The following is a 24,929-nucleotide window of genomic DNA, read 5'->3' as shown; positions in this document are numbered from 1 at the left end:
CGGAAGTTTGCCCGCAACCGCCGTCCCGCGCCAGCCCGCAACCGGAAAAACTGCAGATTTCGGCTTCGATCCTGCTCGGGTTCGACCAATACCCGCGAGGGGGTGACAGAACATTGGCAGCATCGTGTACCTTGTATCAGGTGACCAACCCCCGACGCGAGTGTCCGGAGCACATATGCTGATCGAGGTCCCCGTTTGAAGCTCGGCGCAGGCGCCAGTGCCAGGCCCCTGGAGATTCTCCTGGTCGAGGACAATCCGGGCGATGTGCGGCTCGTCGTGGAAGCCCTGCGCCATGGAAAATTGCTGCACCGACTCAGCGTGGCAGACAACGGCGCCAAGGCGCTGGCGATGCTGCGCCGCGAAGGCACACACGCGCATCGCGGCAGTCCCGATCTGATCCTTCTCGATCTGAATCTGCCCGGACTTTCCGGACAGGAACTGCTGGCCGTTCTGAAATCGGATCCGCGGCTTTCGCGAATTCCGGTCGTCATCATGACCGGTTCGGATGCCCAGGAAGACGTGGCCAGGGCCTATGCCGCACATGCCAACTGCTACGTGCGCAAGCCCGTGGACATCGACCGCCTGCTGGCGATTGTCAATGGAATCGGCCACTTCTGGTTGTCTGTCGTCAGCCTGCCGGAGCATGCCGAGAAGGGCAAGGACGATACCTGGCGCCTGCTGCTGGTCGAAGACAATCCGGGCGATGCACGCCTGGTCGAGGAGATGCTCGAGGAATTCGAAACCGAAATCGTCAGCGTCTCCCGGCTCGAGGACGCGCTCGGAGAAATAGCCCGGCAGCCATTCACCATTGCCCTGGTCGACCCTGGTCTGCCCGATTCGCAAGGGATCGACACGGTCAGTGCGATCCTGCGCGCGGCACCGCTGATGCCGCTCATCGTTTTCAGTGGCCGCGACGACCAGTCCCTGGCCCTCAACGCGATCAAGCTCGGCGCGCAGGATTACGTGACCAAGGGCACCCTGGATGCCGGCTCGCTGATTCGCAGCCTGCGCTACGCCGTGGAGCGCAAGCTCGTGCAGGAGCGGCTGGACTATCTGGCTACCCACGATGGCGTGACCGGCTTGCCGAATCGGCAAGTGTTCTTCGAGGATCTCGTCGCCGCCATCGAGCAGTGCCATCGACGGGCCAGCGATGCGGCGCTGCTGATGGTGTCGATCAACGGCCTCGGTCAGGTCAACCACCTGCACGGACACGACTTCGGGGATCTGGCCATCGATGCGCTGGTCACCCGCCTCAGGCAGATCCTGCCTGCGGATGCCAAGCTGGCGTGCACAGGCAGTGCCGAACTGTCGATTCTTCTCAGCGACACGCAATCCATCATGGATACCCCGCAATTGGCCGAACAGATCATCGCTACGGCCAGCGTTCCGGGGAAGATCGGCGAGCAGACCTATTATCTGGGAGCAAACGTCGGCATGAGTCTGTTCTCGATCGATTCCGAGGACGCATCGGCCCTGCTCAAATGCGCGGAAACCGCGCTTTACCAGTCGAAGGCAGTTGGCCCGAATACTTTTCGGTTCTATTCCGCCCAGCTCAATGCGACCGTAATGGAGCGCCTGGCCATCGAGCACGACTTGCGGACCGCACTCGAACATGGCGAATTCAGGCTTGCCTACCAGCCCATATTCGATGTCGCCAGCCATGCCCTGTGCGGCAGCGAAGCGTTGCTGCGATGGCAGCATCCGACCCGGGGCCTGCTGTTGCCCGACCAGTTCCTCGAGGTTGCCGAGCAACGCGGCCTGATGTCGGCCATCGGCGCCTGGGCCATCAATGAAGCCTGTCGCATGGGGCGTCGTTGGACGCGGGCAAGCGGGCGGTCGCTGCAGATTGCGGTCAACGTGTCGGCGCAGCAACTCGCTGGCGACGGCATTGTCGAGGTCGTCGATCGGGCCCTTGCCGCCAGTGGCATCGATCCGGCGGAACTCGTCATCGAAATGACCGAGAGCATGATGCAAAGTGCCCAGGCCCGGGACAATCTCATCGCCCTGCGTTCGCGCGGCATCAAGGTCGCGATCGACGATTTCGGTACCGGATTTTCCTCGCTGGCCTACCTGCGCAAGTTTCCCGTCGACATCCTGAAGATCGATCGCAGCTTCCTTTCGGGAGTTCCACAGGATGATCGTGACGGCGCGATTGTGCGAACGATCATCGCGATGGCGCGAAACCTCGGATTGATCGTCGTCGCCGAAGGTGTGGAAACCATGGCCCAGCTCGAATTCCTGAGCGATCTGGGTTGCGACGAGGCGCAGGGCTATCTGCTGGCGCGCCCGGTTGACGCCGATGAGTTCGCGACCGCTTTCTGCCTCGGGTCGCCTGCCAACGAAAGCGGCGAGCGCTGCTGAGTGTCGCCGGCGCCGAAAACCGACCCGCTCTATCTGGCCATGGTCGGGCTGCTCACGGCGGTTTCGCTCGGTGCCTTCGCGCTGGGCTGGTTCGTCGATGTGGATTGGCTCGACTATCGTCGCGGTGCGCTCGTTTTGTCGCTCGTCGCTGCGCTGGGCCTGTTCCTGCGAGCCCGGCCCGTGGGACGCTGGGTATCGATGGCATCCGGAATCGCGATCGTTCTGGCCTGCGGGTTGCAGCTGGCCTGGACCGTCGTGCGCGGAGCGGAATCGGCCCAGCAGCTATCGTTTGCCGTTACCCAGAGTTTCGCCTCCGGAATGTTCTGCGTTGGCGGGGCCCTGGTCCTGGACGCACTGTTTCCGGCGCAGTGGGGTCGACACCTGTTGTTCGGATTGCTCGGATCCGTGGCTGCAATGATTGGTGCCGCCGGGATCTTCGCGGTCATCGGCGGCCTCTCGCTCGATCTCGACGAATCCCTGCTCGGAGGCATGCGTCTGCCCGGCTCGGCGATCCTGCTGGTCGCCGGCCTCGGACTGCTGATCGGAGCACGACTGCGCAGCGATCCGTTTCCGGACGGCAACGAACCCTTCTTCGCCAGCGAAGAACTGCGGGACCGCTCCGGTCTGGCAGCGGCGCTGGCCGTGCTCCTGGTCACGATGGGCGCCACCCTGCTGGTCTGGCGTCAGGTGCAGGAGCAGAACACCCGGCAACTCACCCTGGCGCTGGACGATTCGATGCGGCGCCTCGCCAGCGCGCTGGCGGTCGATCTGGCGAATGCCGCCACCTTGCTGGATGGAGTCCGTGGACTGTTTGCCGCGTCGCAGCACGTGGATCCGGACGAGTGGCTGCAATATTTCAGGCAACTTTCGCTGTTCAGGGGCGACCAGGGCATCTTTCTGGTGGGTTATGCGGCCCCGCTCGAAAACCCGCCCTCGGCCACGGGCAGCCATGGGCAGGCGCCGCTCGCAGCGCGTTCGATCGATGCCTGGCCGCTCGACGCGAGCGGGCGCATGCTTCCGACCGTGTATGCCGTGCCGGACGGCAGTGCGGGTCGATGGGCGATCGGCCTGAACCTGCAATCGATCCCGGTCTTTGCCGAAGCGATTTCCAGGGCCGAAACGACGATGGGTCCGGTCGTCTCCGGACGGGCGGAATTTGCCCGCTACCGGGATCCGGAGTCGCGTACCGGCGTCATCGTCGCGCTCGCCCTGGGCGGTCATGGCGAACCGACCGCTCGCACATCCGCCGACCAGATCGGCGTCAGCGGTTTTGCCTATTGCGCGCTCGATATCCGGCAGATGGTCGCGGAGGCGCAGCGCGAATCGGCAGCCGGCCTTGCCCTGCGCATCGTCGACGACTCGCCCGGTCCGGCCGGAAGCGCCTTGTTCGAGTCGACGGAGTTCGATTACGCGACGCCCTTTCAGTCAATGACCCGGACGTTCGGCGGACGGACGTGGACGATCTCTGCCCAGTTCATGCCCGACAAGCACCACGTTATCGGCTCGAGGAACCCCTCCGTCGTCCTGGTCGGGGGGTTTTTTGCCGCCCTGGTCCTGTTCGCGGTGACCTGGGTGCTGACCGGACACCGCGCCAGGGCGCTGCATCTTGCCCGTCGCAGCAACCGCGAGCTGGTGCGCGCCCAGCGGGCCCAGCAAGCGGTGACCGATACGGCCAAGGCCGGCATCATCACCGCGGATATGGCCGGGAACATTCTCTACATGAATCCATCGGCGGCAGGCCAGTTCGGCGTGGACGCGCAGGAAATGGCGGGCCAGTCGCTGGAATGCCTGATGCCCGAGCGCTTTCGGCAAGCGCACAAGGACGGGATCGAGCGTGTTGCCTCGGGAGGCGAAGCCCGAGCACTCGGTACGGCCCTCGAGATGGCGGGACTGCGTGCCGATGGCAGCGAATTTCCGCTCGAAATACTACTCTCGGCATGGACCAGCGAGAACCAGATCTATTTCACCGCGTTCCTGACCGACATTACGGACCGGCACGCGGCACAGCTCGAACTGACCCGGCGTGCCCAGGAGCTGGAGCGCTCCAATGCCGACCTCGAGCAGTTCGCCTACGTGGCCTCGCACGACCTGCAGGAACCGCTGCGAATGGTCGCCAGCTACGTCCAGCTGCTGGCCAGGCGCTATCGCGGCAAACTCGACTCCGATGCCGACGAGTTCATCGGTTTTGCCGTCGATGGGGCCACGCGCATGCAGAACCTGATCGAGGACCTGCTAGCCTATGCCCGGGTCGGGCGCTCGGGCATGAAGCCGGTGGCGACACCACTCAGGGCAAGCGCGGAAGCGGCTGTGGCGCAGTTGCAGGAATCGATCTCGGAAACCGCTGCGGTGATCCGGATCGACCTCGATGGCGGAGTGATGGCCGTGCCGGGGCAATTGACCCAGGTTTTCCAGAACCTGATCGCGAACGCCTTGAAATTCCGGGGTGCGGACGCTCCGCATGTGACCATCGACGCGCGGCGCGAAGGGCCTGACTGGCATGTCCGGGTCGCCGACAACGGCATCGGAATCGAATCCAGGCACTGCGAGCGCGTTTTCGCCATCTTCCAGCGCCTGCACACCCGCAGCGAATATTCGGGTACCGGTATCGGCCTGGCGATCTGTCGTCGCATCATCGACAGTTTCGGCGGTCGCATCTGGGTGGAGTCGACCCCCGGCAAGGGCAGCATCTTTCATTTCGTTCTTCCGCAATCCGGGAGCCAGGCATGAGCATAGCGATGGGGCAGGGTGGTCAACTCGTGGAAATACTGCTGGTCGAGGACAATGCAGGTGATGTGCGCCTGACTCGCGAGGCGCTCAAGGAAGGGCGGATCAGGAACCGCCTGCATGTGGTCAACGACGGCGAGGGGGCCTTGCGATTCCTGCGCAAGCAGGCCGAGCATGCGGATGTTCCGCGCCCCGACCTGATACTGCTGGACCTCAATCTACCGCGCCTCGACGGGCGTGAGGTACTTGCGGAAATCAAGAACGACCCTTCGCTGAAGCAGATCCCGGTCGTCGTATTGACCAGTTCCCGGGCCGAAAAAGACCTGCTCAGCGCCTACGACCAGCATGCGAACTGCTTCATCACCAAGCCGGTCGGATTCGAGGACTTCATGGAAGTGGTCCGCAGCATCGAGAGCTTCTGGCTGACCATTGTCATCCTGCCGCCAAGGGAATAGGCAGACCCCGGGGTCCGGTGGCGCAGGCGTTGCCAGGCAGACGGATTCAATCGGGAACATTCTGGACGGCACCTTTCCACCATCCGAGCAATCGGTCAGGCGTGGTAACGGCTTTGCTCCAGGCGTGATCTGACCCATCTCAGGGCCGACCGTCGCTTTCGTGGCCTTCCGTAGACGGGTCTTCCGATCGGCCCGAGGCGTTCCTTGACCGGGTTGTCCAATAGCGCCGGAACATCACCACGGCGAACCAGAGGGCGAGGGCGCCCAGGGGCCAGGCAATCAGTCGAGGCCATACCAGGACCAGCAGCCCGCAGGTCGCGAGGACCAGGGCGCCCGTGCCAAGTGTCGCCGTCTCGGCCGGGCCGAGCGTGCGACGATTTGTGATCGCCGCACCCATGGTGTTGGCGAACCGGAGCGCGCCGGCTGCCGCACGACCGGTACTGCCGCCATTGCGACGACGCCTGCCGTCCGCATGCGGTTTCTCGCGGCAAACCCGGGAACGCGGGGCAAGAACGATTTCGGTGGCATTCTCGAGGTCCAGCTCATACTGGCGCTCCAGGGTGCCGGCGAATTCCTCGTTCTCGACTGCGATATCGAGCTCCCGGTTGCCAATCCAGCTGGCGAGGTTGAGATTGCTCGATCCAACCCGGGCCCAGCGCCCATCGGCAACGGCGGTCTTTGCGTGCAGCATCGACCCGTTCCATTCAAACACGCGCACGCCGGCCTCGAGCAAAGGGCGATAACCGGCCCGTGACAGACCTCCTATTGCCGGGATGTCGCTGGTTCCCGGCACCAGCAAGCGGACATCGACGCCGTCACGGGCGGCCGAGGAGAGCGCCTGCAGGTAGGTGGTTACGCCGACGAAATAGGCGTCCGTCAGCCACAGGCGGCACTCCGCCATGGCCGCGATCATCTGGTCCAGCCGATAGAGTCCGGCGGCATTGGGCACGGTGGCCACAACCCGGAGATCGATGTTTCCGGCGGGCCCGATGTCCTCGGTGCCGGCCAATTGCGTCTCTGGCAACGGCGACCCGAGGCTGGACCAGGTCGCCGCAAACGAAGCGCACAGGTCGCGCAGGGCGGGACCACGCACAGCGACTCCGGTATCACGCCAGGGCGGAACATTGCGCTGCGGATCGCCCAGCCACTTGGAGCTGACGCAGATGCCGCCAAGGAAGGCGACGGCGGCATCGACGACAAGCAGCTTCCTGTGGTCGCGGGATAGCCAGCCCAGGGGGCTTCCGAAGCGCGGCACGTTATAGGTGCGCACTTCGCCACCTGCGTCGAGCAGCGGCTTCCAGAAGGACGGTGAAGATTGGCCCAGGCAACCCAGCCAGTCGCGTACGACGTAGACGGCCACGCCATCCGCAGCCCGCTCCACCAGGGCATCGCGCAACCCCCGCGCCACCTCGTCGTCGCGGAAGATGTAGTTCTCGAACAGGATGCTCGATCGTGCCTCGAGAATGGCCTTGCGCCATTCCGCAAAGTTCCTCTCGGCATCGATCAGCAGTTCGACGCTGTTGCCGGCGATGAGGGGAGCCCCGGCCGTTCGACTGAGCGCCTGTGCGGCCAGGAGGCGAAGCGGGGCCATGCCTGGGGAAGTCGACTGGGCGTAGGGTGTCGCGGACATGCCCGCAATTCTAGACCGCGCAACGTGAACGAGGGGGATGCCTCCGATACGCGGATCAGAGCCAGGCGGGGGTGATACTGGCGGCTACGGACCGTCCGGATCGTGACGGCCTCCCGCAATGCGGACTTGAGCAACCCTACGCCGAATGCCGGCGCTCCGCTTCGAGGAACTGTCGCAACGCCTTTTCGGCATTGGCGCGCACCTTCCGGCGCAGCATCGGCGTCCAGCCCAGCAGCAGACCCGGCAGACCCAGTGCCTGGCGCGCCCAGCGCCAGATATCGAAACGATCGACCTGCGCGACTATCCGCCCATCGCGGAAGCGGAATTGCGAATGCACGATGTTGTGCACGGGGCGGCCGGTGACGGAAAAAGCATACCGGGCTTCCCAGTCTGCGCTTCCGCCCTGCGCGTCGGCGACCCGGTTGGAGGAGGAGATTCGCAGGTCGGTGCCGCGCGAACAGAGCATGCGCCACATGGCGGCAACGTCGGATCCCTGCAGATCGAAGACAGGATCACGAAATGTCGCGTCCGCGGAATAACAACGACCCATGGCCGCGCCGTCGCGCGCCGCGAAAGCCGCGTAGTAGCGATCGAGAAGGGCCTGGTTTGCGTCTGCGTCCATGAAGTTGCGCGGCGACCGTCGCCCGACGGCGCCGCGCATCGATCAGTGCAGCGACGCCGGGGACGTCGTCGCGCCGGAGTTGGTGTTTGCTGCGCTCGTCGTATCGGCCGCCTTGGTGCTGTGGTCGTCCGGATCATTGCTGACATACCACGGCGTGCCATCGGCGCGCAGGAACAGGCGGCGCATCTCCTCGAGGTTGAATGGACGCGAGCCGATGCGGCCGAACACGGCAATCTGATGTCCGGTTTCGTCGACCGCGCGGTCGCGCTCGAGGCCGCGCGAGAGCGAGAGCGCCGGCTTCCTGGTCGGATACCACGAAATCAGCTGCGGATTCGGGTCCGGCGTGAACCCGTAGAACTTCGGCTGAAGTTCGGGCGAGGTCAGCTGCACCACCTTGAGTCCGTTCCGGCCATCCGCGACGTAGGCGAAAAGGGACGCGTTCGTCGTGGCGACGACGACGTCACGGGCATCGTTGATCGCCCCATCCGCGTTGAACATGCGATAGAGACTCGGACGCTCGGGATTGGTCACGTCGACGATGGCCAGGCCTTCGGCGCCGTTGGCGATATAGGCATAGGTGCGCGCGATATGCAGCTTGTGCGCGTCGTTCAGCGGCAGCATCGCGCCGGCGACCTCGTGCGCTTTCTCGGGCAGGGTCACATCGACCACATGCAGGCCGTCCGCCGCGGTGACGAAGAGGTAGCGGAACTGCACCTGGCTGGCGCGCGCGCCGGCGATCGGCACGGTGGTCAGGTAGCGCGGCTGCAACGGATCGTCCATGTCGAGCACGACGATACCGGCATCGGTGGCCACGTAGAACGTGGTTCCTGCAATGTACAGGTGATGCGCCCCGTTGAGCACGCCGTTCTCGTTCCAGGTCATGGCCCGGGTCAGGAAGTTGTTGCGCGGCTCGCGGTCGGCCAGGGTCTCGATGTCGGTCGCGATCAGGCCTTCCTCGGCATCCGTGATGAAGGCGTACTTGTAGACCGGATGCATCGGCTGTTCCTGGTTGTCCTTGCGCATCAGGTCGCCGGTATTGCGTTCCGGCGCGACCGGCTGGGTCGTGGCGAGGGCGATGCAGGTGGCATCCTTGGACTTGATCGCCGTGTCCTGGCCGAGCGGCGAGGCCGGAGCGGTCACGAACTTCTGCGAGAAGCCCTTGTTGCCGATGCTGGCGACGTCATAGACCTGGGTACCCTTCGGGCCTTCGGCCACGTACAGGTACTCGCCGCGCAACTGCAGGCAGTTGGCGACGCCGGCGGAATGCTCGTAGCCCTTCTGCAACTCCTGCTTGTTCTTCTGGTGGTCGGCGTACCAGTCGGGATAGGCGTAACGATGCAGGTAGCTGCCGATCACGGCCTGGGGCTCGTCCCACTCGGTGACCTGGACCGCCGCGACCTCGCCGTCGCCACCGACCCAGGCGTGGTAACCGATGAAATCGACGAACTTGGTGCCGAGCAGCAGCAGCTGCGCCATGATTGCGTTGTTGTCGTTCTTGCTCGAGAGATGGCAATCCTCGCAATCCTTGGTTTCGGTCTTGCGCTCGGTGTGCGGGTAATGCGGCGCGAAGGCCTGCGAACTGTAGCCCGACGCCGACACCGGCGGCTGCTGCACGTAGATCTTTTCTCGGTTGATGTTGGTCGATGAAAGGACCAGGGCCGAGGACGAGCGCACCGGCGCGATCTTGCCACCCTTGATGCTGCCGTGCTTGCCGAGGAAGAACATCTGGTCGCGAGCGACCTGTGGATTGTAGGTGGCGAAATTGCGCGTGAAGCCGCCCTCGTACTTGTGCTTTTCTGTCTTCCAGTTGGCCTGGATCGGCAGGTGGCAGCCGCCGCAGCTGGTCGTCCACGAGGTGTGGCAGGCGTAGCAGAGCATCTTGTCTTCGCTGTGGGCACGCTGGTCGGCCGGCACGTCGGTGCCCCACTTGAGCTCGTCGGTGCCCATGGCCATGGTGTGCGCTCGCGTCGCCTTCGGGTTGTACGCGCCCGAGAGCGGATCCGCGGTGTTCTTGACCAGGGTCATCTTCCACTCGAGGTCCGGCGTCACCGCCGAGCGCTGGATCAGTTCGTCACCGACCCATTCGAAGCGCTTCTTGCCATCCGGATTGCGGATCAGCAGCAGGTCCTTGCCGTACTTGGACGCGGCCGGACCCGAGGTCTTCAGGGTGGGCAGGGCATCGGCCGTGCCGTGGCAGTCCTGGCACTGGATCTCGACCGCGCCCATGACCTCGGCCTTCAGATAGCCGTTGCCGTGGGCGTCCTGTGCGAAATGGCAATCGACGCACTGCATGCCCACGTCGACATGGATCGAGGAAAGATGGACGCCCTTCTTCCACTTGTCCGGATCGTCGTCGGCGATCTTCGTGCCGACCTTGTCGAGCAGGTTGCCCTTGCGGTCGCGCTTGTAGATCGCGCGGAAATTCCAGCCATGGCCGTGGTAGTCGGCGAACTGGGTGTCCTTGAGTTGCGGGTTGAGCAGGGACACGTCCTTGAGGAAGTCGAGATCGCCCCATTTGCCGCGGATCGACGCTTCCTCGGGATTGCGGTCGAGGATCTTGCGCATCTTCTCCGCGTCCGGGTATTGCTGCTTCTCCGGCCACATGAAAGGCGCGTCCGATTCGTAGTCCCACATCGTGTAGCCGAGCATCGTGTTGATGAACATGTTCGGCTGGTGCATGTGGCAGATCATGCACTGGCTGGTCGGGATCTGGCGGGTGAACTCGTGCTTGAGCGGGTGTCCCGGCACGTCCTTCGGAATGGTCGGGTCGGCCTGCTGGCTCGTGCCCATGTTGCCGAACTTAGCGTAGATCGCCGAATGCCGCGGATCACGGTCGTTGGCATAGATCACGTGGCAGGCGCTGCATCCCGAGGAACGGAAATCGCCAGGATTGTCATTGGTGCCGAGCATCCAGATGAACGGATCGTTGAGTCGGGTCTTGTGGATGTTGAGGACCGGGATCGACACGCGCAGGCCGGTGCCGGGACCGCGGAACGACTGCCGGATATCCGGTCTCCCGGGTTCCTCGAGCTTCTGGATCTGGCCGAACTCGTTCGGCAGGCCGAGCTCGGCGAAGATATTGTTGATGTTGCGACCACCGCGCTCGAAGATGCGGAACACGTCGCCCGGCGGCACCGTTTCCCAGGCCGGCATCGGGTTGATCTTCGGCAGGACGCCATGCTGGTCCATGGTTTCGTCGTTCGGGATGCCGTTGTCGACCGACACCGCTTCGCCGTCGCGGCCGTAGGACTCGCCGAGGATCGAGTGCTTGAAGGGCAGGATGCCGTTGTTGTAGGCGGCTGCGCCCCAGAACATGGCGGCGTTCGCCATCAGGCTCTTTTCGTTGGCCTGGATCAGCGGCAGGTGGCAGGCACCGCAGGCTTCGCGGGCCACGCGCAGGTCGCCCGGATTGATGAAGCGTACGAACTCCGGAGACTCCTGCAGCAGCCAGGTATAGCTGCGTTCCGGATTGGCGCTGTGCTCCCAGCGCGACGGGTAACGTGGCAGGACGTGCGCCCTCTCCGCGGCATCATGGTACTCGACGCCTTCATGCTGGTCGGACGCCACGCTGACGCTGGCGTCACCTCCATGGCAATCGGTGCAGCCGAGCACGACGGCCGGGCTGGCGTGCATGGTCTTGCGATCGCTGGCGGTATGGCAGCTGACGCAACCACGCGATTTTTCGTCGGCCTGCTCCCAGGTCTGGAAAGCCGGGGCGTTCGGCGCGGTGACGTATTCGCGTTCGACGCGTTCGGCGCCTCCGCCGGAGGCCAGAACGGATCCTGCGAAAGGCAGGACGATGGCAATACAGATGGCAGCGATGGATCGCTTCATTGTCCTGCGCGCCCCCTCAGAATGTGAGAATGAAATTGCCAAGTACCGAGTAGTACTTGGTATCTTCGCCGTAAAGGTCTTTCAGGCCCTGGCCCGGCAGCAGCGTGGCCGCGGACAGGCGCAAAATGACGTTCTGCGTGAAGTAGGGACGCCAGATCCACGACACCGAGACGTCCGTGCCGATATTGCGGCCGACATCCGCGGTGGCTCGCGCGACCTTGAGTACCTCGGTCTCGGAAAACCAGAGGTGGTTGATGTTGGCCGAGACCCGCGATTGCGGGGTCAGGTCCATATCCGCGCCGATACCGATCAGCTGGATGCCCGGGTTGTCGAAATTCGACTGGCCCTGCTCCTTCGAGGACTGCAGGTTGGCGAGCAGGCCGTTGCGTCCGGCCAGGGCGACGCCACCGCCACCGATCAGCGGCAGGTTCTGGCGGATCCAGTAACTGGTGTCGGCGCCGGCGAAAATCGGATTCTCGAAAATCGCGTCGTAGCCGGTCGAGCGGTCATCGTAAGGATCCTTGTCGCCGCTGGCATAGGCCAGGGAGCCGCGTACGCGAAGCCAATCGAAATCCATCGACGCTTCCGCGGCGAGGAAGCCGGCCCGGATGTCGGTGTCTTGTGCGACGAAAACGCCGGGCTTCTGCTTGCCGACCGCGGCATAGGCGGCGACCGTGAGATTCAGGCGGCCGATATGGCCATCGCCGTTGTAGCCCAGATAACCCACATCGTAGGTGCGAGGAAACTCGCGCCCGATCGCGGCCGGGCGCTGGATGAAGCCGTTCGAATCGTAGAAGCTGGAATCCTCGCGATTGCGGTTGTAGGCAAAGATCGCCTGCGACACGAAACCGGTGAACGGGAAGTCCTGCCGATACAGGCTGGCCAGGAAGATGTCGTCCTTGCGCGGCCCCTTGGTGAGGTCGTTGAGACCGGAGTTGATGTCCTTCTCGAGGCGCCGGAACCAGGCAATGTTGTATTGCCAGCGGTTGTTGTCGCGGTTGCCGAAGAAGCGCACGCCGGGCTGGTTGTCCTGGAACAGGAAGCCACGGAAATCCGAAGAGAACGGCTGGATGCCGACGCGCACCTCATCCACGTCATAGCGGGCCGACGCCGTGCGGTAGTCCTTGGTGACGAAGAGTTCCTGCACGCCGATGAAGCCGTCGTCACGCGAGGTGCCGAAGGTCGGATCGACATTCAGGGCGCGCACTTCCTGCGTGCGCACACGGTTGTAGTTGAATGCCAGGGTGGCGCGGAACTCGTAATCGGGTGGCTTGAATGCCGTGTCGCCCTTGTAGAGCAGGAAGCTCGTGATCGCGGTCTGCGCAAGGATGATCTGGTTGGTGTCGCCGAGCACGTCGTTGGAACCCGGTTCGGGACCGGACTGCGGGCCGACCGGGGTCGGGATGCCGCGTGGCTCGAGCAGGGTGTCGGAGATACCGGTGAACGAGAAGAACCATTCCTCGCCGATGATCGGCTTGTCGCCCTTGAGGACGTTCTGGTTGTACGGGTCGTACCACGGCGTGTTGAGTCCCAGTGACTCCATGATGCGCCAGCGATCCGGGACCGGAACGAAGCTGCCGGCCTGGTCGACCGGCGCGGGACTGAGCGCGTCCGGGTTCTGCTCGACGAACATCGGCAGCGGTTCCGGCGGGTGGCCTGGGCGGCGGCGCGGAATCTGCGAAGCATAGGGATCGTAGGTCGGCGCCGGCAGCAGGCCGATCAGTTGCAGCCAACTGGTCGGCAGGCTGGTGCCCTGGGCCTGCGCGGCGGTCGTGCCCATCGTCGACGCCGCGGTCAAGGCGACAGTCAGGACAGTACGGCGGAGATTTCCGATACGCATGTCACTTGCCCTCGCATACGTATTGTTCGGTGGAGTCCAGGAATGGCGCCTGCGGGCACTGCACGTACAACAGACGCGCGCCTTGCGGCACGAAATTGTCGGCGCGCATCGATGGTGGGGCATTGCCGATCGCTCCGCCCAGGGCGACGCCCGCATTGTGCAGGGCGAGGAAGGCGACCAGGTCGCTCTGGTCGGTGCCGTCTCCCGACGAGCCGATCGCCCCGACCAGGGTGGAGCCGCGGTAGATCGGAACGCTGCCGCCGAACAGGGTGATCCCGTTCGGAATGCGCGAAATGCCGGTGCAATTGGTCGGCGCTTCGCCGATCGGCGGAAGATCGGTGCCGTCGAGGCTGACTGTAAGGCCGATGGCCTGCAGGTAGGAGGCGACGAACAGGGCCGTCTGCGAGTAGTCCAGATCGAGCTCGAGACCCGTGTTGAAGACGCTCCAATCGTTGATCGGCAGGCTCAGAGGGCCGGGCGGACGACCCGGGACGCCATCCGGGTAGTACGGACGGGATAGATTCGAGATGGCGCGATTCGAGAACGCGATCGAGCCGTCGGTCAGCGCGCTGGGCTGCGGCAGGAAGGCTTGCAGGGCAGGCACGTAGCGAGTCGGATCGATCGCGCCGGTGGTCGCGAACTCGACACGGCCGTTGGCGAGGTCGACCGTGTTCGAGAGGAAGCCAAGAGGCTGTTGCGCAACCGAGGCGATATCCGCGGCGGCGTAGGCACCGGAAAAGAACGCGGCCGTGCGGGCCTTCTGCGTGGTCACGTCCACCGCATCGAGCAGGGCGTCGCGCGACCGCACGATACCCAATACGACGCCATTGGTATCGACGACCACGACGGTCTCGCCGGCCGGCGATCCGAACGGACGGCGCACCTGTGCGCGCGTGCGATTGGCGACCTTGAGTCCTTCCTGCAGCAGGGTCAGGACCTCGCCAGAAGTCAGCGCATTTTGACCATCGGTTCCGTCGATGGGCGGAAAGCGGTTGGTGCCTGTGCCGTCATCGACAACGAACGCGTCGAGCCCCGGGAAGTTGACCGGGTCGGGACGGATGCCCGATTCGACCTGGCCGAAGGCAAGCCCCCGCGCGATCGTGCCGCTGAAGAACCCCGGGATCGCGAAGACTTCGCCGGCACCGGCATCGAGCGTGCTGAATGCCGGTGCGGCGGCCGGATCGCGGGCCAGCTGGTTGAATTCGATGTCTGCATAACGCAGGGTCAGGCCGCCGGCCGAAATGCGATCGGCGCGGCGATCCTGCGGAGCGGCAAATCCAAAGGTGCCTGCAACGGCGACGATTTCGTCGAAATTGCGGTCGATATCACCGGAGTTGGTATCGACTCCGTAGATGCCATCGGCGGATACACCGATCGCGCCGACCGGCACGCCGGCCTTGTACAACGGCAGACCGCCGGGATCGGCGGCAATCCCGATCGGCGAACGATGCGGCCCCGCATCGGGGCCGATGCCATTGAAGCGACGGCTGATATCGGAGCAGGGCAACTGCGAGAACTGCACGCCGAACAGCGGACCGGAAGGGGCGGTGATATCGCCCGGCGCGAAGTGTTCCTGAGCCAGCTGGCCGGCCGTGCGCGAGGCGAAGGCGTTGCCTTCCGAGGAGAAGTAGACCGAGGTGATGGCCTTGGCGATCGCGGTCAATTCGCTGGGAATCGAGAGCCCCTCGAGCCCGCCGACGACGCCGCGTCCGGAGTCGACCCGCTGGGTGCGCGGAGCACCGGTCATGCGATAGGCGGCCAGCACGTTGCCTACGCGATCGATGACCGTGATCGTCGCCGGCGTACCCTGGGCCTGCGCCTCGTTGACCGCCTGGGCGATGATCTTCTGGATGTCTTCGACCGTGAGGAACGAACTGGCATTGGCGCACGAGCCGGCGCAACCGGAATCGCCGTTGCCGGCCGGTGTACCCGGGTTTGAACCCTCGCTGCTGCCGGTATTGCTGCCGCCGCCACAGGCAAACAGCATCGATACGCCGATGAGCAGCGCGCTGAATCTGATGATCCCCATTCCTCCTCCCGTTGCCTGCTGCGAGCCTGCATGCGGAACCCTGGGCGGATCATAGCTCAGACGAGTGAATTGCGCCTATGGCTATGGCTGCTTGTCCAGCGTCAACAGGGGCGAACGGTGATAGGCATGGCAGGCGATGCAGGTGCTGGCGACCTTTCCGCTTGCATGCGCGCCGCCGTGGCACTCGCGACAGTTCTCGATGCCTGGTATCAGCAGGTCGTTGGACGCCTGTGAGGTCGATGCGCCCGCATGGCAATCCACGCATGCCTTGGTCTCGTGCTTGGAATGCACGAAATTGGCGTCGACATACCAGATGCCCGACACGCGAACCGGTGCGACCCGCCAGGTGCTTTCGCCGGCCGTCGGCGGACTGATCGAATGACAGGTGACGCAGGCCTTGCCGGTGAACAGCGTGCGCGCCGCTTCGCGGGCACGATCGCGGGCCCAGGCCAGCGCTTCGACCTGTTCCTGTCGTGACAGCGGGGGCGATCCGGGGCGCCGCCGCTCCTGCACGATGGTCGGCGCACGCGCATCGGCGTAGCCGCCCTCGAGACCGCGACGGGCGTAGAACTCATCCAGGGTGTAGGTAACCGCCTCGACATTGGCGTGCGGCACTTCGCGGTCGGGTGCCAGGGTGTCGAATCCCAACTGGTGGCATTCATGGCACATGGTTTCGAACGCGATCGGCTTCATCGCGGCGCCGGCGGCGTCGGTCTGATGGCAGTTTTCACAGGTCAGCACCTTGCGACCGTTTGGCGTGTTGAGGCCATCGGTCTTCAGGTGCTTCTCATGGTTGAACTTGAGCCCCGAATTTTCCTTCAGCCCGCTGGCCCATGGCATCGATTTCGGCATGAACTCGCCGGCTGCGGTCCAGCCCGGGAGGTTGACATGGAACTGCGGATGGGCATCGCCGAAATCGGCGATGTCGGCGATCTGGCTCGCGCCCCTGGTGCGGTCCTTCAGGTCGGCATGGCAGTCCGCACACAGGCGCTGGTCCTTGCTGATCATGCCGCGCTGGCCGTTGTGGTCCTGGTGGCAGGTTCCGCAGCGCGCGTCGCCCAGCGCCGGTATGTTGAACTTCGCCGGATCCGCATGGGCCTTGGTCTTGACATGACACGACGTGCACGCGGTATCGCGCACCATGAGGAATGCGTGCTGGTGGCATCGCGTGCAATCGGTTGCAAAAAACTGGTGCGCGGCATCGATCTCGCCCGGATTCCAGAACTGCGTGCTCGGCAACGGCGAGTAGCGCAGCACGGTATTGAGGCCCGGCACCACGTGGGTGGCTGCCGGCAGCAACAGACCGAGGACAAGGACGACGATGAATCCGAGCCACGAGGGCCAGCGCTTGCTGATCCAGGTTTCCGAAAGACTCGTCGGCTTCTTGCGTTTCGAGAGAATCGCAGCCTGCTCGCTCTTGTCGATCGAGGACACTTCGACCGCGGCGTCGTAGTCGCCGCGGGCGTCGAGCAGGGTCAGCCGGGTCGAGCCGAGTTCGATGACGGCGCCCGCGCCGACCGTGATCGAATAGGTGATCTCACCGTTGACGCGAATGCCTGCGATGATCAGCGATTCGACCCGGTACTGACCGTTGCCGATCGCGGTGACGCTGGCATGGTTCAACGCGGCGCGCAGGTCGGGCAGGAAGATCGCCTGGTCCGAGGCGCGCCCGATGGTCAGGATTTCGCCGTAGTGGGTATCGTCCTCGTAGGAAATCGAGGATTTGCCCTTCTTCAGGACACGACGGATCAGCCAGCGCATCGGATAGGCCTCCCGGATCGCATGTCAGGTACGCAAGAGGGCATGGTCGAGCCGATACCTACCAGTAGAAGAAAACGGAAATGATGTGGCCGATCAGCGCCGCCAGCAGCGCGATCGAAAGCGGCACGTGAAAGTAAAGCCAGATTTCCATGATCGCCTGGTACTGGATGTCGCGCGCCACGCGGGTCGCCAGGCTGCGCTTGCGCGAGAGTATGTCGATCAACTTGCGCAGGGCCTCGGACTGCTTGTCGTCGGCGCGACCGGCGAGAAAGTCGACCATGGCGATGATGGTTTGTCCGGCCTGCATCGGTGACGGTGCCACGCCAAGCTGGGTTTCGCGTTTCTCGATCGCGTCGCGGATGCGTGCGATCGCGATGTCGGAGCCGTCGCGGGCGCGCAATTGCGTCCACACCCCGCCGCCGAGCCTGGTGTTCTCGATCGAGCGCAGGACGACCGCGTGGATCTCGGGGGCGATGCCGTCGGCCAGGGCGAGGGCGTTCTGGTCGATCTCCTGGATCTCCTCGAGCATCGCGTCACGTGTCGCGCTTTCCCGGTTGCGCGTCATCAGGGTCGGATAGCGCAGGTAGGCGTAGACGCCGAAGAATCCGCTGAAGATGACGATCAGCATCAGGACCAGGGCAAAGGTATGCAGGTTCCAGCCAAACTGGAATCCGCAATGCAGCAGGACCAGCAGGATCAGTGTGGTGCCCAGGTAGATGTGCGCGGACAACCAGCCGCGCGTGCTGCCCAGGTTCGTCGAGTAGCTGCGCTTGCGGATGCCGAACAGCAGCAGCAGGACGATGATCAGGGCGGCGATGGTGCCAAGTGTGTAGCCGAGCCAGGTGCCTCCGTTCGGCGCGACCCCCGGATCGTGCCAGACGTACAGTGCAATCGAAACCACGCTCAGGCCGATCGAGACCCAGAGATAGCGCGATTTGGCGTGGGTAAGGATGGAGTCGTGCACGTGGCGCTCCTAGGCCTGCCCGGCGCGGCGGGTAGCGGCGCCGGGCAGGCGCCAGCCCCGACCGGTCGAGGCTTCGCGGGTCAGGGCAGGTCTGGACGCGGTGCTCGCGAACACCGCGTCAACGCCTCGACTGGGCATAGGCAGGAAACTCCTCGGGGCTGATGCGGATGGCCGCGCCGGTCGGGCAGGCGCGCACGCAGGCAGCACCGCCAGCCTGGTCCTTGCACATGTCGCACTTGACCGCCTTCTTTGCCGTCGGATCCTTCTTGACGTTGGGATCGTAGGGCGCCTCGCCGGGACCGGGGCCACGCCCGAGCAGCAGCCATTGCAGCAGTCCGGGCTTCTTCGGCGGCTTGCTGGCCATGTGGATCACCCCATACGGGCAGTTGCGCTCGCAGTTGCCGCATCCGATGCAGTTGTCGGCGATGAAGACCTCGCCGTTCGGCGCGCGCCGCAAGGCATCGGGCGGGCAGTCCTTCATGCAATGCGGGTGTTCGCAATGCCGGCACGAGGTCGGAACATGCACGTTGGCGAAGGTCGGCCCGGCTTCGCGGTCGAGCCGCGAGGTGCCGCTGTGGGTTTCCGCGCAGGCCTTCTCGCAATTGTCGCAGCGCACGCACAGCGACTCGTCGATGAGCAGGATGTCGGTGGCTTCGCCGGCACCCTGCGCCATCAGGAAGGAGATGATGTCGCCGCCGCCGGGCAGGGACTGCATGGCGAGATTGGCGGCGGTGCGCTCCTTGAATTCCTTCTGCAGGCGCAACCTCAGGGCGGGAATGCGGCTGATCAGTTTCTTGAAGACCGCGCCATCGAGGCGGATCGTTTCGGTCGCGATCGCCGCGCGGGCGCTGGCCGAGCGCTTCGACTCGCCCATCAGGGCCATCTCGCCGACATAGTTGCCGGCAGCGACATAGGTCAGCACGATGTCCTTGCCGCCGATGTTGCGGGAGATGGTCAGGGAACCGATGCGTACCAGGTGCAGGCAGTCGCCCTCGTCGCCTTCCTGGAACACGTAGTCGCCGGCCTTGAAGCGCTGCAACGTGGCGTTTGCGGCCATTTCCGCGAGCTGCTCGGTGCTGGCCTCGGAGGCGAAACGCGACTGGATCGCGCGCATGATGAAGACGCGATCGATGTCGGCCTTGACCGCCTCGACCGAGTTGATCAACCGGTTCATCGAACGACGCGGCGTCTCGACGAGGATGCAGTTCGGGCCTGCGGTGACCGTGGCCGAGCGCCGGCGCCCCGAGATCAGGCTCATCTCTCCGAAGAATTCTCCGCGCCTCAGGACCACGGGCTGGGGTTTGCCCTCGACCTCGATGCGGACCTCGCCCTCGACGATCGAATAGAAGCTGTTCGTATAGTCGTTACGCGTAAAGATCACTTCGCCGGCGGCCGGGGTGCGGATATCGGAGTCGAGCATGAACTCGCGCATCTGCAACGGCGTGATGTGCGAGAGCACCGGCACGTTCTTCTGGATCTGGGCGAGGGCCTGGTCGACGCTGCCGATTCCCTTGAGGTTGGCGAACTTGGCTTTCAGCAGCGGTGCGTCGGCCGGCTCGACCGCATTGCCGGTGATGTATTCGATGACCTCGTAGCCCTGGTTCATGGCCTGCTTGATCAGCGGGTAGCCACCCAGTGCGCCGACGATGTAGAGACGTTTGACGTTGGATTCGTACTGGGCGCTGATGGCCGGGACCGAGGCCGGGTCCTTGTTCGGGAAGACCACGCCACAGGCTTCGACGAAACCGCGCGGGGCGGTCGCGCCGAGTCGGGCGATGACACGGTCGAGCAGGATCTGGGCACGGCCATTGGCCGTGTTGAGGATCATGCGGCCGGGCTTGCGCCCAGCGCTGAGCGCCTCGACCTTCTCCGGCGCCGAGTTGTAGTAGCACTCGATGAGGCCGTCGTCGATGGCTTTCAGGATGGCCTGCTCGTTGCCCTTCTTGGCGCGCCCGAATTCATCCTTGCGATTGATGATGACGACATTGTTCTGCCTGGCCAGGGCCACCGCATTCTCAATGGCCGCGTCGCCGGCGCCGACCACGACGATGGTCTCGCCTTCGTAGGCATCGGGATCGTCGAGCTGGTACTGCACGAACGGTAGGTCCTCACCCGGAACGCCGAGCTTGCGCAGGTTGCCCTGCAAGCCGATCCCGAGGACCACGGCCTCGGCTTCGAAGGAGTTTCCGTTCTTGCACTTGATCTCGAAGATGCCGTCGTCCCGGCGCTTGATCGCGGAGACTTCGTGCTGATGCCGCACGTTGATCTTGAGGCGGGCCGCCGCCTCGTCCCAGCCTTCGAGGATGGTTTCACGCAGGCCGGCGGCAAACGGGATGGGAGAGCGCAGCGGCAGGATGCCGGGCTCGTCCATGACGTACTTGCCCTTCTGGTAAAGATAAATGGTGTTCGACAGATGCGGTTCGGCTTCGAGCAGGACGTGGGACTCGTTGCGTTCGGCAGCGCGTGCCGCCGCCGACAGCCCCCCCGGCCCGGATCCGACGATCGCGATCTTGAAGCGCTCACCCATGATGTTCCTCCGCCCGGACCCGATCATACCCAAGCTGGGCGCCGTCGTGGGCATCGATGCGCAATTTCCCCGCCCGCGCAGTAGGATGCCTCAATGGGATTCCGTCGAGACAGGCATGCAGGGTATTAGGCAGTTGGTTGACCTCGAGGACTGCGCCGAGCGGATCCTTCAGCACTGCGCCGGCAACATCGTGCTGGCGGCGCCGCTCGGCCTCGGCAAACCCAACCGTTTGATCAACGCGATCTATCGCCGGGTGGTGGCCGAACCGAGTTGCCGCCTGACCATTCACACCGCGCTCTCGCTGGAAGTGCCGAGGCCCGGCAGCGACCTCGAGCGACGATTCGCGCAGCCGTTTCTCGATCGTCACTTCGGCAGCGACTATCCACGACTCGAATACGCCGCCGCGATGCGCGCCGGACAGCTTCCGGCCAACGTCCGCGTCCACGAGTTCTACTTCCAGTCGGGCGCGATGCTGTCATCCCCGGTCGCCCAGCGCGATTACGTCAGCCTCAATTACACCGAGGTCGCCGGCGACCTCGCGACCCAGGGCGTCAATGTCCTCGTGCAGCTGGTCGCTCGCCGCGCCCGGGAAGACGGATGGTGCTACAGCCTCGGCTGCAATCCGGACGTGACGCTGGACCTGCTCGACCGCATGCGCGAGGCGGGTGCGCCGAAACCGCTGGTGGTCGCGGTCGTGCACGAGGCGATGCCCTTCCTTTCCGGAGATGCCGATGTCGGCAGTGCCGAAGGCCTGTTCGACATCGTTCTGGACGCGCCCGCCGAAACGCAGAAGCTGTTTGCCCTGCCGCGCAATGCGGTCGACGACGTCGAATACGCGATCGGCCTGCATGCGAGCACGCTCGTGCGCGATGGTGGAACCCTGCAGATTGGAATCGGAGCGTTGTCGGATGCGCTCGTGCATGCCCTGATGCTTCGGCAACAGCGCAACGGCGAATATCGAGGAGCTCTCACCGCGCTTCAGGGCAAGCGGTTTGGCGGCCCGCTGGTGGAACGCTGGGGCGGGCACGATCCGTTCGTCACGGGCATCTATGGGTCCAGCGAAATGGTCATGGATGGCTTCATGCACCTGCGTCGGGCCGGGATACTCGTGCGCCAGGTGCACGACGACCTCGCCCTGCAGCGCGCACTCGATTCCGGCGCCATCGGCCTGCGCTTGAAGTCGGGCGATGCTGCCGTACTGCGCAGCAAGGGGGTGCTGCCCCGGCATCTCGACAGCGCGGGACTGGCGCGCCTGGTCCGCTTCGGCATCGTTCCTGCCGGATGCCGCCTGGTGGACGGAGGGCTGCAACTGCCCGATGGCGCCATCGTGGCCAACGATCTCGACGCCGGCGACGCATTGGAGGTGATCGACCGCCACATCGCCGGACGCTCGATCATCGGGGGACGCTACCTGCAAGGGGGGTTCTGTCTCGGCTCGGCTGAACTCTACCGCTGGCTGGCGAACCTGCAAGGCCATGACCATGCCGGTCTCGAGATGTGCCGCATTTCCGAAGTCAACCTGCTGCAACGGGGAATCGAGACGCTGGCGGCCGAGGAGCGCCGCGACGCCCGCTTCTTCAACACCTGCATGGTCGCCACCGCGCTCGGTGCCGCGGCCTCCGACGCACTCGAGGACGGACGCGTGGTCAGCGGGGTCGGTGGCCAGTACAACTTCGTCGCATTGGCGCATGGACTGGACGACGCACGATCGGTCCTGATGTTGCGGGCCACCCGGCGCGTGAAGGGACGTCTGACTTCGAACATCCACTGGACCTACGGGCATACGACGATCCCCCGGCATCTGCGCGACGTCTACGTGACCGAATACGGCATCGCGGATCTACGCGGCAAGACCGACGAGGACTGTGTCAAGGCAATGCTGGCGATCTGCGATGCCCACTTCCAGGCGGGACTGGTGCGCGACGCCATTGCGGCCCGCAAGTTGTCGCCCGATTTCACTCTTCCCGAAGCGTGGTCGGGTAATACCGCGGAGAATCTGGCCAGGCGCATGCGCGCCGCGCGCACTTCAGGGCTGCTGCCCGACTATCCATTCGGCAGCGATTTCGACGCCGTGGAGATCCGCCTGCTCGCGGCCCTGTCGTGGCTCAAGTCCGGCCTGGAACGCCCGCGCGGATGGACTGCCATGATCGCTGCGCTGTTCCGGCCCGGTCAGCGCGACCCGGCCGCCATGCAGCGCATGCAACTGGCGGATCCACGCTCACTGCGCGAGCGCCTGATGGCGCGACTCGTCGCCGGTGCCCTGACCCGCACGCGCGAGCGCCACGGTTGATCCGGCGACCACGCCAACCGCACGCTGCGGCACATGCGTCGCCACGAATCGAACCGAGCGCGCCGATATTTGTTAACTTAGGCCGGGCCGCGTCATCGTCGCAGGCCGGACCAGAATCATGACCGAGCTGCATCGCCGACTACTCCGAAATCTCCCCGATCGGCACCCGCCCAAGGCCGGGGACTTCAACAGCGAAGCGCGGGCGGTAAGGGCCTGGGTCGCCGCCTTGCCCCTGGCCAATTTCTCGGCCACGGCGCGCCTGCTCGTGGAGGCCCTGCGCTCGATGAACCGGCTGCGCATCGCGGCGGCCGAGAGGCTCGAGGCATTGGAGCTCCTTCGCGGCCCGGTCAATCAGCTCGCCGGCCTGGTCGATCGGCAGATCATCGGAGCCAGTTTTCCATTGCCGCCGCAGCGGACAGAACTCGGCATCCTCGCGCAGGAGTTCCAGAGCGAGATGGCGCTCGGCTATCGAACCGCCCTGTACGACTTCTGCGCACCCAGCGGCAGCGTTCCGATGCTGAGGGGCAAGCAGGTGGCGCTGGCGGCCGTGCGTGCCCTGACTCACGGTGGCGCGCGCCTGCACAAGGCGTATCTGCTCTATCGAACGCCGCCGAAGGGCGCCTGGCAGGGCATGCACGATGTCTTCCGCTTTGCCGCCGCACTCGGCCTCGATGCGAAGGCGGTCGAGGATGTCGCCAGCGGCGCCGCGATCAGCGCGCGCACGGCCTATGCACATGCCCTGTTGCTGGCCCTGGCCAATCCCTATCGGTACACGCAGCGCGAACTGCTCGAAGTCATCGCGCTGACCAGCACCCTGGCGCCGTATTGCGAACTGGGAAAGGCCTCCGAGGCCCGCGATGGCGCGCATGCGGTCGACGTCGAAAGCGATCACGGACCCGGCTACCTGCCCGAAGAGCGCATATCCGCCGGCGACGGCGTGCTCTCGCTCCGGCTCTCGGCCCTGCTCGAATACATCGAATCGCAGGTTTCCCGACTGCCATCAGGAATTCGGCTGGCCACGTTCCGCCTGCGTGGTGGGCCTGCGGTCCAGGTCGACATCGACCTCGTGCAGCGCCTGGTCGACAGCTGGACCTCCGATGGTGCGCGCGACCAGTTGCGCCTGCCCGCCGGCTACACCCTGCAAAGCGTCATCGGGCTGCATGACTTGCATTTCGTGCTCGCCGGCAACGAGGATTTCGAGAGCTTCCTGCGCCGGGTCAGGGGTACCTCGATCCAGCTCTCCGAACAGGACCCGGCGGCTTCCTGGGCCATCACCTCGAGCGAGCAGATGCGCACCCAGCCGCTCATGGTCCGTATCGTCGACCAGAGTTTCGGCGGCTATCGGGTGCTGTGGGAAAAGGGTGCCCATGGCGAGGTGGTGCGCGCCAAGGTCGGTGAACTGGTCGGTTTGTCGGTAGCCGACAGCGGTAGCGCGACGCCGGACTGGATGGTCGGCGTCATCCGCTGGATGCGGATCGACGACGAGGGCCGTATCGACGCCGGCATCGGATTGCTGGCACGGCGGTCCCTCGCGATCGGCGTCAGCGCGCTCGACGACGCCGGAAATCCGATGAACGACCGACGCGGAATCCTGCTCTCGCCGATGCGCTCGCAGGAGGCGGCGATCTACAGCTCGCTGCTGACGCCGGGCCTGTTCGAGCGCGAGCCGGCGTCGATCCAGTTGACCCTGCCGGTGGATCCGCATCGCTGGCCTTCTTCGGCCTGCGCCCTGAAGGTCAATGGCGCCGGGATCATGGAGTCGGCCGGCGCCTATCTGCGCTTCGCACTGCCACCGCTGGACCTTCCGGACGAAGGGGTCGAGGAAGCCGGGGCGGAAGCGCTGGCGGCGATCCACTCCGGTTGAGTATCCTGCATACTCTGACCCCGATGCT

General features: G+C 64.8%; 13 protein-coding genes. 5 read left to right on the top strand and 8 right to left on the bottom strand.

Annotated features, from left to right (window positions below):
• Positions 1–195: 195 nt before the first annotated feature.
• From BM125_RS00165 to BM125_RS00155, 3 genes are read left to right on the top strand one after another with little or no spacing between them, the layout of a single operon-like run.
• Entirely contained in the window at positions 196–2,361 is a 2,166-nt protein-coding gene (locus BM125_RS00165; RefSeq protein ID WP_092403873.1) for a putative bifunctional diguanylate cyclase/phosphodiesterase, read from the top strand.
• Positions 2,362–5,088, top strand: coding sequence for an ATP-binding protein (locus tag BM125_RS00160; RefSeq protein ID WP_092403872.1), 2,727 nt, complete (start codon positions 2,362–2,364; stop codon positions 5,086–5,088).
• Positions 5,085–5,540: a response regulator gene (locus tag BM125_RS00155; protein WP_092403871.1), complete on the top strand. Its 456-nt coding sequence runs from the start codon at positions 5,085–5,087 to the stop codon at positions 5,538–5,540. Before BM125_RS00160 ends, BM125_RS00155 begins: the two co-directional genes overlap by 4 nt.
• Positions 5,541–5,679: 139 nt before the next feature.
• Here the strand turns inward: BM125_RS00155 and BM125_RS00150 are convergent, their stop codons facing one another.
• From BM125_RS00150 to BM125_RS00115, 8 genes are all read right to left on the bottom strand, one after another.
• Positions 5,680–7,170, bottom strand: coding sequence for a phospholipase D-like domain-containing protein (locus BM125_RS00150; RefSeq protein WP_092403870.1), 1,491 nt, complete (start codon positions 7,168–7,170; stop codon positions 5,680–5,682).
• Positions 7,171–7,306: 136 nt separating this feature from the next.
• Positions 7,307–7,792 carry a nuclear transport factor 2 family protein gene (locus tag BM125_RS00145; protein WP_092404118.1) on the bottom strand — a complete coding sequence of 162 codons (486 nt, stop codon included), beginning with the start codon at positions 7,790–7,792 and terminating at the stop codon, positions 7,307–7,309.
• A gap of 42 nt (positions 7,793–7,834) precedes the next feature.
• The gene (locus tag BM125_RS00140) at positions 7,835–11,626 is read right to left on the bottom strand and encodes a multiheme c-type cytochrome (RefSeq protein ID WP_092403869.1); all 3,792 of its coding nucleotides are present in this window, start codon (positions 11,624–11,626) and stop codon (positions 7,835–7,837) included.
• Between the two features lie 16 nt (positions 11,627–11,642).
• A complete protein-coding gene (locus BM125_RS00135; protein ID WP_139224788.1) occupies positions 11,643–13,406 on the bottom strand; it encodes a hypothetical protein in 1,764 nt (587 codons plus the stop codon).
• A 61-nt stretch (positions 13,407–13,467) separates the two neighbouring features.
• Positions 13,468–15,495, bottom strand: coding sequence for a GlcG/HbpS family heme-binding protein (locus tag BM125_RS00130; protein WP_092403867.1), 2,028 nt, complete (start codon positions 15,493–15,495; stop codon positions 13,468–13,470).
• 81 nt (positions 15,496–15,576) lie between these two features.
• Positions 15,577–17,256 (bottom strand): hypothetical protein, encoded by a 1,680-nt coding sequence (locus BM125_RS00125; protein ID WP_092403866.1) that lies wholly within the window; start codon positions 17,254–17,256, stop codon positions 15,577–15,579.
• Between the two features lie 58 nt (positions 17,257–17,314).
• Positions 17,315–18,220 carry a hypothetical protein gene (locus tag BM125_RS00120; protein WP_092403865.1) on the bottom strand — a complete coding sequence of 302 codons (906 nt, stop codon included), beginning with the start codon at positions 18,218–18,220 and terminating at the stop codon, positions 17,315–17,317.
• A 118-nt stretch (positions 18,221–18,338) separates the two neighbouring features.
• A complete protein-coding gene (locus tag BM125_RS00115) occupies positions 18,339–20,747 on the bottom strand; it encodes a cyclic nucleotide-binding domain-containing protein (RefSeq protein WP_092403864.1) in 2,409 nt (802 codons plus the stop codon).
• A gap of 115 nt (positions 20,748–20,862) precedes the next feature.
• On the opposite strand from BM125_RS00115, the gene BM125_RS00110 reads away from it, so the two are divergent.
• Positions 20,863–23,037, top strand: coding sequence for an acetyl-CoA hydrolase/transferase C-terminal domain-containing protein (locus BM125_RS00110; protein ID WP_092404116.1), 2,175 nt, complete (start codon positions 20,863–20,865; stop codon positions 23,035–23,037).
• Positions 23,038–23,155: 118 nt separating this feature from the next.
• The gene (locus BM125_RS00105; RefSeq protein ID WP_092403863.1) at positions 23,156–24,901 is read left to right on the top strand and encodes a hypothetical protein; all 1,746 of its coding nucleotides are present in this window, start codon (positions 23,156–23,158) and stop codon (positions 24,899–24,901) included.
• Positions 24,902–24,929: the final 28 nt, after the last annotated feature.

Source organism: Dokdonella immobilis (assembly GCF_900115085.1).
In the GTDB taxonomy this organism is placed as follows: domain Bacteria; phylum Pseudomonadota; class Gammaproteobacteria; order Xanthomonadales; family Rhodanobacteraceae; genus Dokdonella; species Dokdonella immobilis.
Note: the sequence above shows the minus strand (reverse complement) of the source record. Positions and strands in the feature narration are given on the sequence as shown.

Coding starts and splice junctions, on each gene's coding strand:
- BM125_RS00150 (WP_092403870.1), bottom strand. CDS start 7,170: ATGTCCGCGACACCCTACGCCCAGTCGACTTCCCCAGGCATGGCCCCG.
- BM125_RS00135 (WP_139224788.1), bottom strand. CDS start 13,406: ATGGGCACGACCGCCGCGCAGGCCCAGGGCACCAGCCTGCCGACCAGT.
- BM125_RS00110 (WP_092404116.1), top strand. CDS start 20,863: ATGCAGGGTATTAGGCAGTTGGTTGACCTCGAGGACTGCGCCGAGCGG.
- BM125_RS00115 (WP_092403864.1), bottom strand. CDS start 20,747: ATGGGTGAGCGCTTCAAGATCGCGATCGTCGGATCCGGGCCGGGGGGG.
- BM125_RS00105 (WP_092403863.1), top strand. CDS start 23,156: ATGACCGAGCTGCATCGCCGACTACTCCGAAATCTCCCCGATCGGCAC.
- BM125_RS00155 (WP_092403871.1), top strand. CDS start 5,085: ATGAGCATAGCGATGGGGCAGGGTGGTCAACTCGTGGAAATACTGCTG.
- BM125_RS00125 (WP_092403866.1), bottom strand. CDS start 17,256: ATGCGCTGGCTGATCCGTCGTGTCCTGAAGAAGGGCAAATCCTCGATT.
- BM125_RS00140 (WP_092403869.1), bottom strand. CDS start 11,626: ATGAAGCGATCCATCGCTGCCATCTGTATTGCCATCGTCCTGCCTTTC.
- BM125_RS00145 (WP_092404118.1), bottom strand. CDS start 7,792: ATGGACGCAGACGCAAACCAGGCCCTTCTCGATCGCTACTACGCGGCT.
- BM125_RS00130 (WP_092403867.1), bottom strand. CDS start 15,495: ATGGGGATCATCAGATTCAGCGCGCTGCTCATCGGCGTATCGATGCTG.